This is a genomic window from Microbulbifer variabilis (assembly GCF_020524905.1).
In the GTDB taxonomy this organism is placed as follows: Bacteria; Pseudomonadota; Gammaproteobacteria; order Pseudomonadales; family Cellvibrionaceae; genus Microbulbifer; species Microbulbifer variabilis_A.
The window spans coordinates 1-10,407 of sequence record NZ_JAIVKI010000035.1 but is presented as its reverse complement, the minus strand read 5'-3'; the positions used below and the strand labels follow the sequence as shown (position 1 = coordinate 10,407).

Below are 10,407 nucleotides of genomic sequence, written 5' to 3'. Positions count from 1 at the left end.
CGAAGATGAGTTCAATGGTAGCAGGCACGGTAATAAGGCACTGATCGAATTCCTTCGCAAGAACTATGGTTAACAAGGCGTTCAAGCGGACGCGTGCCGCGCCGCTTAACTTGTCGTTAAGCGTCTAGAGAGATATGAGCAAATCTATAGTAATACTAGGATCTGTAACGATATTTCTGATATTGGCATTTAGCGTTGTCAATATTCAGCAAGGTGGCAAAAATTACGCCCAGCTCAAAAATGAGGTTTCGGGCTCTGCCAAAGCGGACGCTGAAAGTGAGCTTGCTAAAGGCCAATTTGATATTCTGGCTGAAGCTTATGGCTTCGGTGATGGCGGTAGAAAAGTTCCTGGCATAGGTTTTGAACAATATAGCAAGTGCCTCAGCAAATTCGCTCCTCTGAGAATTTACTTGCGTTCAGGCGATGTCGCATGGGAAAAGAGTGAGATTGAACTCATTAAAGAGCTAACAGAATCACCAAAGTCCACACATACATATGCGGAATCGTTCAATCTCAGGAAATTTAAGTGGCTTATGGAGAGCGGTGCAGTCCGATGCGCTTAACCAAGCAATGCAGCCGACGTCTTATTTTGTGCACTTTTTGTACGGTCGCTGTGCTCCCATTTTCGTGCAAAAAGCACACACAGTAAACCGCGGCTGATTGCGGCGTTATGTTTCTCCATGAATATTGAGTCCATTGAAATTGAAGACCCCATTGAGCATCACACAAAGGGGGCAATTGAGGTTCTAATTACTACCAGGTCTGGAGAAAAGAGGTGGTGTTTCTTTTTCACTCCGGAAGGTATGGCTGCATGTGGGGATTGGATACCTGGCGCCCACGTTCGTTTTCACTATGGTGCTTCGCATATGATTTTGGTGTCTGATATATCCAAAAATATTGTCGAGCGCGCACTAAAAAATATTGAAAGCAGGGGGGAGCTTGAGCAATGTACAGTTCCGGTAGGGTAAAAAAACATAACAATCACAGGCAGGTTGCGCCGGCCCTTCGGGCCTCTGCAGGACGGCCTACACTACGCTTCGGCCGCCCCTGCTGTGGGCGTTAAGTTTTCAGGGAGAAGGTGTTGAAGATTAGCGATTTTATTTTTCGATTCCCAACATGCGGAATAACAAGGGATGATGCAATTTGTCGTGTTAGATTATTTGTTGCAAGTGGAGATACGGTTTATGCAGTTCTAACCGACCTTGGTGAGAAAAATACCGGCTCCTCTGTTACAAACTCTGTCGAGAATATTAGGCTTGAGTTAATTAAAAAGGGCTTTATTAGCGAACACGCAAAAATTATTGAACATTATGATAAGGAATATCCTGAAGGAGGAAGTTTTGACTTTGTGACGTTCGACGAGAATAACTCTCCAAGCTGGGAGTCAAGTCGTTTGTCTTCTATTTGTGAAGCATTAAGCGTCGACCCCAAAGAGTTTTTAACTCACTCTTTAGAGATTCCTAAGCTGTACGAGGATATAGAACGGATTCGTCATGATATAGATCCTTACATAGACGAACCGTGGTCAGAGTCTTATGATGTAATAAATAGACGAGAAGATATACAGGCCGATATGTTGCCAGAAGGGAAACTATCGGAAGCAATCAACAGAAATTCCGGTGAATCTGAGCTGCAAGCTTTAATAAAGTCTGACCTTTCAATAATTGGTGATTTCTATTCCCATCCAGCTGAAGAATATATTTGTTTTTCAGAATTTCCCCTGTCTGATGGCTTCGTTGATTTTGTGATGTTCTCCGGACGCTCTCGAATGGATGTAACTCTTATCGAGATTAAGGGCGCAAACTATAATCTAATCAATGGAAATAGCTACGAAGATTTCTCTGCAAAGACTAATCAAGCTGTCCAGCAAATAAGACGAAGGTTGGGTTACATTACGAGAAATCCGGAAAAGTTTAGAAGATTTGTTCACGAGGTTAGAGATACTGTAGAGGCTGGGAGAGCCAAGTACAATTCATTTATAGGCCCTCAGGGAGCATTGCAGGTAGATCCAAACAAAGACATCAACCTGCATACAATCGTCATTGGCGGTAGAAGCAAAGATGATCTTAAAGAGAGTCGTCTTCGTCATGATTATGAGAGAGGTAATTCGCCGTCTATACGAGTTGAGTCTTGGGATAGCTGGATTAAGAAATCCCGACGCAAGTAAACTTAACAAAGCGCTGTTGTCGGACTGGTTTTCCGCTGAGCTCCAAACCAGCCGCAAAGCGCGGCGCTAAGTTTTATACACATGTTTTTACAGTTTTCTTAAACAAATCAATAAGTTACAGTTTAGCATAATAGGAATTGCAGATTTGGCTGGATTATTATGCAGGACTGGGTCATGGATGAAGTGAAATATCAGGTTATGGGTGATGTTCGTTTGAATAAGCGCTTGTCTAATATTCTCAGCAGCTTAAGTTCCGACCCAAAGAATAGTATTCCCTGTGCAAACAAGACTTGGGCAGAAACATTTGCAGCCTATCGTTTTATTGAAAATGATAAAGTCAACTTTGACTCTATTATGAGCGGCCATAAATCAGCAACTCTTGAAAGAATCAAGGCGCAGCCCGTTGTTCTTATCCCTCAAGATACCACTTTTCTAAATTTTGCTACTGACTTAGAAAGCAAAGAGATGGGAACACTAAGACGGAAAGAGACCAATCAGCAACTCTTACATACCTCTATTGCTATAACACCATCCAGGGATAATTTGGGCGTTGTTGAGGGCAGCATGTGGCAGCGAGATAAAAAATCAAGCGCTAACTCCCGCTATACCAAGTCGATACAAGATAAAGAGAGTCGACGCTGGCTAGACCACTACGAGTCTACCTGTCAGATACAAGAGCGCTGTCCTGAAACCACCATTGTGAGTATCGCGGATAGAGAGGGGGATATTCATGAATGGTTTCAATTGGCTGAAGACCAAAGTGAACAGCGCCGTGCAAATTATATCGTTCGAGCCAAGGCCAATCGTACCTTAGAGATTGATGGAGAAGAAACGATTCTGCTTTGGGACCATATGATCGAGCAGAAATCTATCGGTAAATACACGGTAGAAATCCCCAAGCGGAATGGAGAGCCAGGAAGAGAAGCCAAAGTCAACGTATCCACTTCTGAGGTACGGTTACTAGGTAAAGGCAAGTTTAAGCGACCACTTTCACTCTATACCGTATTTGCTAAAGAATTAAACCCACCAGAGGGTGAGAAAGGCATTGAGTGGATGCTGTTGACAGATCTTCCCGTTGAAGACTTTAAGCAAGCAAAAATCATCATTGAATGGTATCGAAGCCGGTGGGAAATTGAAACCTATTTTCGAGTAGTGAAAGGCGGATGTCAGATAGAAAACAATCGCTTCAGAACAGAGCAGCGAATGTTGAACTGTATTGCGATCTATATGATTATTGGGTGGCGACTACATTCGATGACTACACGAGCACGAAGACTTCCCGATACACCGTGTACAAGCGTTTACTCTGAAAAAGAATGGCGCATGATATGGATGATGCGAGATAAAACTCCCCCACCCAACAAACCTCCAAGCATGAGGGAAACAACTCGAATGCTGGCAGGTTTAGGAGGTTTTCTGGGGCGTAAAGGGGACGGTGAGCCGGGGATTAAAACCGTTTGGCAGGGATACACCAAACTGCTTCATTATATTGAAGCAGCAGAAGCTTTAAATGGGCTGAAATGATGTGTATAAAACAAAGGCGCGGCGTTATGTGTAAGGCGAGAAATGGACTCTGAGATATATGAGAGAGCAAAAGATCTAGCATGTTCTTTGGTCAATGCGTCCGGCGCTGGAGATACCAAAGAATACTGGAGTCTGCATCACGAGCTAGAAGCCCTTTGCAGAGACAACGAAGTCGGCGAGAGAAATCATCCATTTCAATGGGAAGCTCTGGCTGATTTCACGACTGACGATGGAGCTTCTATCGAAATATATGAGAAGGCATTTGCTCTGGCCGAGAATATGGGGCTAAGTGACTACATGGCTTCAATTAAGTTTGCACTTGCTGAACGGTATCGTTCTCTCAATCTTGCTGAGCTGGCGCATTCATGTGCTGAGGCAGCTAATGAGTATGCTAAAAACTCTTGTGATTTAGAGCTCCGTAAGGAAATTAGTGAGTTCTTATTAGACGAATAGGAAAACACATAGCAAGCAAAGGCTAGCGACGCAAAAAAACGCGCGCCAGCTTTGAGCGTTATATTTTTGTTCAGTATTCAACTTTTATCAATACAGGAAATGGTGTGTGAAAGAAGGATTTGAAAAAGTTAAAAGTGAGATCAACTCAAAGATTTCATTCTGGAACAATGTAAAAAGCCGTAAGGTTAAAGCTGGGTTAATCGTTCTATTTATAGGGATAGTTTGTTTGAAAATTTATACAACCGTTTTTACATTCGATTGGTTCACAAACTTAATTCAATCGTTGTAAGTTTGTTTACAAATATAACAAGCGCTTCAACAAGGACAAATACTGGTTGGCTCCTACGCTGCGCTTCGGATTTTAGCCAACCAGTATTTGCCTGTTAAGCGGGCGTTATAAGTAAGAGTATGGGCAAGAACTTATCACCAGAAGAAATGGAAGTTTACAACGCTATAGATGAGATACTATGGCGAGATTGGGACCCAATTGGGGTAAATAATATGCCGGGCGCGCGTGATGAGTATCATAACTATCTTCCTCACATTTTTCGTCTAACAATCGAGGGCAAGAATGCAGAGCATATATCATCTTCGTTGGTGGCGATAATTGAGGGTAGTATTGGTTTGGCCTCAAGCAAAGAACATTGCCTTAAAGTTGCCAGAAAAATTGTCGGTGCCAAAAATAACATCATTGGGTAACGCCACTTATAACAAGCGCATGTTGTTCGCCGCTATCGCGGCCGGACGGCTTACGCTATGCTCCTGCCGCCGCAAATGCGAACGTTATGTGTAATTCTCGATGAAGCTCCTTCTACTAACAATTTTATGCGTAAGCTCATACATTCTCATGGTTTGGATTACGACCAGAGAGAAAGAAGATCAGGTTCAATATCTTAAATGGGTACTGCAAGCGACACTAGGTACCATATGTGTCCTGTGGCCGGTACTATTCATTAGTAAGTTTTGGGTTCTGTTCGTGGCAGCTTTGCTTCTGGTTATAGCAACTTATTTAGGTTCGCAAGGTGGGCTTTTCGGTAGGCTAAGTAAAAATGGTATGTTTGGTGGTTTCTGGTTAACAATCCCTTTATATGTCTACTTACTATCAAACACATAACAAGCGGCTGTTGTCGCCCCTACGGGGCTGGGACTGCCTTTCCGCTGCTTCGCAGCTCCAAGTCAGCCCCAAAGCCGGGCGTTATTGTGGCGGTCAATTTTTAGATGTTTTGTAGCTGCTGCAAGCATCAATCTCTATCTGAGCACACTTTTCCTGAGAGTTTTCCTGCAAGCTGGTACCGCAGTTCCGTTCCAGTGCCTTCGTTTTAAGTCAGCAAGCCCTGCAAGCCAGCTAGGCCATCGTGAAGTGCCAATCCGATAGTTATCCGGTGGGGAAAGTATGGTATTTTCCCCTGTAAATTTATCTGGCAGTGGCCAGCCAAAGTTGGCTGGCAGAGAGCAAGTAGGTCGTTCAGTGCGCGCCAGCTATAACTAGGCCAGGCAAGATCGCCCAGCCGGAGGCTGGGCTGGACAGCCTACGCTTCGCTTCGGCTGCCCTTGCTGGCAACGTTATGTGGCTATCAGATCAAAGCGGAAATGAATATTAGAAATTTTGTTGCGTTAGTTCTTGTTGTCTCTGGATCAATATTATTGGGTGGCGCCTTGTGGTCTTTAGCAAGTATATATACTTGCCCAGAGGGCACACCGGATTGTGAGGGATGGGCTATTTGGGGTGGCTATGTACTAGGTCCAACAAGCTTCGGGCTTCTAGTTGGTGGAATAGCTCTGTATAAAAGGTATAGCGCCTGGTTCCAGCTTGTTGCAGCCCTTGGGTTAGCATGGGGCGTGTATTGGGGGTTTGTGTGAAACCGCATAACAATCACAGGCAGGTTGCTCCGGCCCTTCGGGCCTGCGCGGGACGGCCTACGCTAAGCTTCGGCCGCCCCTGCTGTGGGCGTTATGTGTCCTAAGGAGAAAATTCATTGGAAGAAATAGCCGAGGGGGCACTGAAGGGGTTACTACGCTTAGTTAGTGTAGTGGTTCGCTCTTTAATGTGGCTAATCTGGGAGCTTTGCTTTGAAGTTATAGCTTGGTATGTTGGGTGGCCTATATGTCGCGCCATCAGTTTTGGCAAGCTACCTCAAGAGGCCATTACTGATCATGAACAAGCTTCAAATTTCACCAACTTTACTGTATCCATGGTGGGGCTGGTTTCTTTGGTGGGGTTAGCAATCTTAATAGCTAAGTTAGTTGGTTCAGGTTGATCATACTCACCACACATAACAAAACGCTCAACTACACTCCGGCCGCAAGCGGCCTCCGTCGGACAGCCAAAAGCGTGCTTCGCACTGGCTGCCGGTTAGCTCAGCGTTATACACAAGAGGACATTAGGGTTTGGAGCACTTCGTAGAAATAAATCTAGTTTTCCCAGAACAACTTACTGAGTTATATGGTCAGTTCTTTAGTACTCTTTGCGATAGAAATATTGATCTCGCCGACAGGTTATCCACGTTAAAAAGCGATTTCTCTACACTGCTAAGCAATGAATCTTTTGAATCATTAATTCACAATCATAAAGAATCACTAGAGTCGTTAGAAAGCTTAAACTCAGATTCAAGCAAATTGGATCTCTACTATGTTACAGGTGGTGATACAGAAGACTTCATTAAACGTATTGCTCTCCTTTCAATAGATTTGCAGGCTGAAAAAGTATTGATTTATGGTAGAGGTGAAGAATATGTGTATGTTTGCTCTAACAGTCAGGAAGGGATTTACTTTGAATGCTTTGGAGACGTAAATGATTTTATGGAAAATGGATTTATCAATCCAGAGAATCTAACAACAAGAATCAATGTAGAATCTGCTTCAAAACCTGAGACAAACACACCTAACGTTATGCTGGGTCGGTGGGAGGTGGATATTGAGGAGTCACTAAGAATTTTTGAAGAGAATATAACGGCGAATTGGGACAGTATACCAGATGTGATAAAGGACTTTTATTCTCCACTGGACGGGTTTATAGAGAATTTAAGAAGTGGGCATAAAAAATCTGGTAAAAAGGTATTAGAAATCGATACAGATTTCATAAAAATCTACTTCAAGGGTAAATTGCATGATAAGGTCAAGTTTAGAGTAATAAATGTCTCAGAAAATAATATTGACATTGTTGAGCTATTAGACGAAATGGGAATGGTTGAGGAAATCGATAAATCGCTACATTTTAACAGTTCCAAAAATACAATGTTAGTTAAGGAGGGCAAGAAGGAGACAGTGTATCAAAAGGTATAACAAACAAATCATGTTCGCGCTGCACGCCGGACTCGCTCCGCGCTGCTCCACTCGCCGCATATTTGGGCGTTATATGTAATGGAAAGTTTAAGTGTTTATAGTTTCCCTCACTTATAAAGCGGAATTAGCTGAAGTAGATAAGCATATTGAAGGTCATGTTGCTTTTCTTGAAAAATATTATGCAAGTGGTAACTTTATAGCTTCAGGTCGAAAGGTACCTCGAACTGGAGGTGTCATATTGGTTCAAGCAGGAAATTTAAATGAGGTACAAAAAATCATCCAAGAAGATCCATTTCATATTGCAGACTTGGTTAACTACGAAATTACAGAATTCATACCAACGATGGCATCTAAAGAGTTCGAGTCTCTTAAAAATTGCATATAACAATTCAATCAACTTCGCGCCTACGGCGCCGGACAGTTTACACTGCGCTTCGCTCCAGCTGCCGGTTATTGAGGCATTAAATTATGAAGAAATTACCAAGCCTTATAGTAATTTTGATTTTTTCGGCAAGGGCGTATGCCTGTCTTCCAAATGTCACATCTCCACCCATTTTGGTGCAGTTCAATAGCTTCTTGATTGACCAGCAGTATGATGGCCAGAAGACCCAAGCGTTGGTGAAGACCCTACTTGACATAGGAGAGGACGGGCGCGTAGAAAACTACCACATCATCTCAGTCAAACCATCAAGCCTCAATGTTCACCAAGTAGAAGTGGCTGTTAAAAAGGCAAAGTTTTCAGCACCTGCGAACCATGGTAATCCGGTTCAGGTTAAAGATCACATATATACCTTTGAGTTTGAGGTGGGTAGATAATTTAACAAGGCCATGAACTTCGCGCCTTGCGGCGCCGGACAGCCAACGCTGCGCTCCGGCTGCCGGTTATGGCGACGTTATTGTGGCGGTCAATTTTCAGATGTTCTGTAGCTGCTGCAAGCATCAACCTCTATCTGAGCACTCTTTTCCTGAGAGTTTTCCTGCAATCTGGTACCGTAGTTTCGCTCCAGTGCCATCGTTTTAAGTCAGCAAGCCCTGCAAGCCAACTACACCATCATGGAGTGCCAATCAGATAGTTAACCGGTTGGGAAAGTATGGTATTTTTCCCTGTAAATTTATCGGGCAGTGGTCAGCCAAAGTTGGCTGGCAGAGAGCAAGTAGTTCGTTCAGTACGCGCCAGCTATAACCAGGCCAGGCAAGATCGCCCAGCCGGAGGCTGGGCTGGACAGCCTACGCTTTGCTTCGGCTGCCCTTGCTAGCAACGTTATGAGTCATGACAACTGATAGAGAAATTGCCAACTATTGGTATAACGAGCTAATTGAAGGTCTGCGCCTAATATCCAGTGACTTCGAGGTTCAGGAAAAAAGCCTGCCTGATTTTGTACATCTTCCTGATGAAGTGCTTAATGCTGTTTCACTAGATACGTTGGGGTTAGTTGTTGAGTTCGGGTTATTATCGAAAGAAGAATTTGCTCAAGTTACACTTTTAGATAATGCGCTTGAGAGTATCACTTTACCTTTAGATTACGAAGAAATGATCCAGCAAATGAAGTCTGGCGATGACTTTAAACACCTAAGGAAACTTGCTCGTAAAGTATTAGATAGTTTGGGTCAGCCATATAAGGAGCCAAGCATTAGTGCCACTTACATCAAAGGCTCATAACAAGGCCATTAAATACGTTTCGGGCGCAAAAAACGCGCCCTCCACCGGACTGCCTACGCGTTGCTTAGGCATCCGTTTATGGCGGCGTTATACGCAAGGAGTACCAAATCACCATGGATGACGAGCTATTCCTTAGCAAAGAAAAGAGTGATTTAGACTTAGATTTGGTTTCGAGCTTTTTATCTAACTCATATTGGGCGCTCGGCAGAAATAGAGAAGAGGTAGTTCGCTCTATAGAAAACTCATTTTGTGTAGGATTATTTTTTAAAAAATCGCAAATAGGATTCGCCAGAGTTGTCACTGATTATCAAACATTTGCCTATATTATGGATGTTTTTATCGTTCCTGAGCACCAAGGTAAAGGATTCGGAAAGAAAATAATGCAGTTCATGTTGCAATCTCAGGAGCTTCAATATGTTTCCACGTTTCGGCTTAGGACTGAAGATGCTCATGGTTTCTATGAGGGCTTGGGTTTCAAAGTAAACCACATAGAGATTTTGGAGCTAGCGCGCAGTAACTGCGTATAACCAAGCGCTGCAGGGGACGGATAACTTTGTGCACTTTATTGCGCGGTCGCTTCACTCCCATTATTGCGCAATCAAGCGCCCAAAGTTAGCCGCCCCTGAGCGCGGCGTTATGCATAGGAAGACATGAAATACCAAGGATACAAATCTCGGGAAGAAGTTTATGAAATGGTGAAAGATTCGTTTCCCTTCCAGAGTAAACCCGAGGGCTATAGGCTAACGAATCAAGGAGCAGAAGATTGTGTCTGTAGGTATATTATTGAGCATATGGAGCGCTACTCTGAAGCTGAAATTCCCATGGATGGTATTCGATATCTCCACTCCGAATTACCAAATTTGTCTGCTCGTGGTATGAATTGGCTTTTGCCCAACTTGCTAAAAAAGGCCGTAGTTTGCATCAATCGTTTTGATACGATTATGGATACAATAATCTACGATCTTGAGCTTGCCGCTGAAGGGGAGAAGCAAGCAAGGTCACGGTATTCGTGGTTGTCTGCTGTTCAGCGCCAATGCCTAGAAAGTACCCTGGAGTATCTATCCGAAGAGCATGGTCACGCTATATCAAAGGCAATCTCAGCACTTAGTCCAACAAATGCATAACAAGTCAATGAACTACGCGCCTTCGGCGCCCGACAGCTTACACTCCGCTTCGCTGCGTTCCAGCTGCGGGTTATTGAGACGTTAGGTGAGCAAATGGAGAAATACGTAGTTCTTCTATTGATAGGCCTTCTTGCAGGCTGTGCTTCCACAAAAGTGGATAGCTGCAAAGTATCTGCGGAACAAGTTGCCACTCTTGA

Annotated in this window: 13 protein-coding genes; all 13 read left to right on the top strand. The window is 43.7% G+C overall.

What is annotated here, in order from left to right:
* Positions 1-134: 134 nt before the first annotated feature.
* The 13 genes from LC073_RS20955 (at position 135) to LC073_RS20895 (ending at position 10,210) form a co-directional block, all read left to right on the top strand.
* On the top strand, positions 135-563 hold the full coding sequence (locus tag LC073_RS20955) for a hypothetical protein (protein WP_226649511.1): 429 nt from the start codon (positions 135-137) through the stop codon (positions 561-563).
* A 117-nt stretch (positions 564-680) separates the two neighbouring features.
* Positions 681-968, top strand: a complete 288-nt coding sequence (locus tag LC073_RS20950; protein ID WP_226649509.1) for a hypothetical protein — start codon at positions 681-683, stop codon at positions 966-968.
* A gap of 113 nt (positions 969-1,081) precedes the next feature.
* Positions 1,082-2,167 (top strand): Shedu immune nuclease family protein, encoded by a 1,086-nt coding sequence (locus tag LC073_RS20945; protein WP_226649507.1) that lies wholly within the window; start codon positions 1,082-1,084, stop codon positions 2,165-2,167.
* Between the two features lie 174 nt (positions 2,168-2,341).
* Positions 2,342-3,691 carry an IS4 family transposase gene (locus LC073_RS20940; RefSeq protein WP_264190745.1) on the top strand — a complete coding sequence of 450 codons (1,350 nt, stop codon included), beginning with the start codon at positions 2,342-2,344 and terminating at the stop codon, positions 3,689-3,691.
* A 42-nt stretch (positions 3,692-3,733) separates the two neighbouring features.
* Complete coding sequence (locus tag LC073_RS20935; protein ID WP_226649505.1) at positions 3,734-4,144, top strand: hypothetical protein; 411 nt, start codon at positions 3,734-3,736, stop codon at positions 4,142-4,144.
* Positions 4,145-4,552: 408 nt separating this feature from the next.
* Positions 4,553-4,843: a hypothetical protein gene (locus tag LC073_RS20930; protein WP_226649504.1), complete on the top strand. Its 291-nt coding sequence runs from the start codon at positions 4,553-4,555 to the stop codon at positions 4,841-4,843.
* Positions 4,844-6,120: 1,277 nt separating this feature from the next.
* The gene (locus LC073_RS20925) at positions 6,121-6,402 is read left to right on the top strand and encodes a hypothetical protein (RefSeq protein WP_226649503.1); all 282 of its coding nucleotides are present in this window, start codon (positions 6,121-6,123) and stop codon (positions 6,400-6,402) included.
* Positions 6,403-6,532: 130 nt separating this feature from the next.
* A complete protein-coding gene (locus LC073_RS20920; RefSeq protein WP_226649502.1) occupies positions 6,533-7,426 on the top strand; it encodes a hypothetical protein in 894 nt (297 codons plus the stop codon).
* 91 nt (positions 7,427-7,517) lie between these two features.
* Positions 7,518-7,811 (top strand): YciI family protein, encoded by a 294-nt coding sequence (locus LC073_RS20915; RefSeq protein ID WP_226649501.1) that lies wholly within the window; start codon positions 7,518-7,520, stop codon positions 7,809-7,811.
* Between the two features lie 83 nt (positions 7,812-7,894).
* Complete coding sequence (locus LC073_RS20910; protein ID WP_226649500.1) at positions 7,895-8,242, top strand: energy transducer TonB; 348 nt, start codon at positions 7,895-7,897, stop codon at positions 8,240-8,242.
* Positions 8,243-8,696: 454 nt separating this feature from the next.
* A complete protein-coding gene (locus LC073_RS20905) occupies positions 8,697-9,086 on the top strand; it encodes a hypothetical protein (RefSeq protein ID WP_226649499.1) in 390 nt (129 codons plus the stop codon).
* A 113-nt stretch (positions 9,087-9,199) separates the two neighbouring features.
* Positions 9,200-9,613, top strand: a complete 414-nt coding sequence (locus LC073_RS20900; protein WP_226649497.1) for a GNAT family N-acetyltransferase — start codon at positions 9,200-9,202, stop codon at positions 9,611-9,613.
* 123 nt (positions 9,614-9,736) lie between these two features.
* Positions 9,737-10,210, top strand: coding sequence for a hypothetical protein (locus tag LC073_RS20895; RefSeq protein ID WP_226649495.1), 474 nt, complete (start codon positions 9,737-9,739; stop codon positions 10,208-10,210).
* Positions 10,211-10,407 lie beyond the last annotated feature (197 nt).

Coding starts and splice junctions, on each gene's coding strand:
- LC073_RS20955 (WP_226649511.1), top strand. CDS start 135: ATGAGCAAATCTATAGTAATACTAGGATCTGTAACGATATTTCTGATA.
- LC073_RS20950 (WP_226649509.1), top strand. CDS start 681: ATGAATATTGAGTCCATTGAAATTGAAGACCCCATTGAGCATCACACA.
- LC073_RS20940 (WP_264190745.1), top strand. CDS start 2,342: ATGGATGAAGTGAAATATCAGGTTATGGGTGATGTTCGTTTGAATAAG.
- LC073_RS20935 (WP_226649505.1), top strand. CDS start 3,734: ATGGACTCTGAGATATATGAGAGAGCAAAAGATCTAGCATGTTCTTTG.
- LC073_RS20930 (WP_226649504.1), top strand. CDS start 4,553: ATGGGCAAGAACTTATCACCAGAAGAAATGGAAGTTTACAACGCTATA.
- LC073_RS20910 (WP_226649500.1), top strand. CDS start 7,895: ATGAAGAAATTACCAAGCCTTATAGTAATTTTGATTTTTTCGGCAAGG.
- LC073_RS20905 (WP_226649499.1), top strand. CDS start 8,697: ATGACAACTGATAGAGAAATTGCCAACTATTGGTATAACGAGCTAATT.
- LC073_RS20900 (WP_226649497.1), top strand. CDS start 9,200: ATGGATGACGAGCTATTCCTTAGCAAAGAAAAGAGTGATTTAGACTTA.
- LC073_RS20895 (WP_226649495.1), top strand. CDS start 9,737: ATGAAATACCAAGGATACAAATCTCGGGAAGAAGTTTATGAAATGGTG.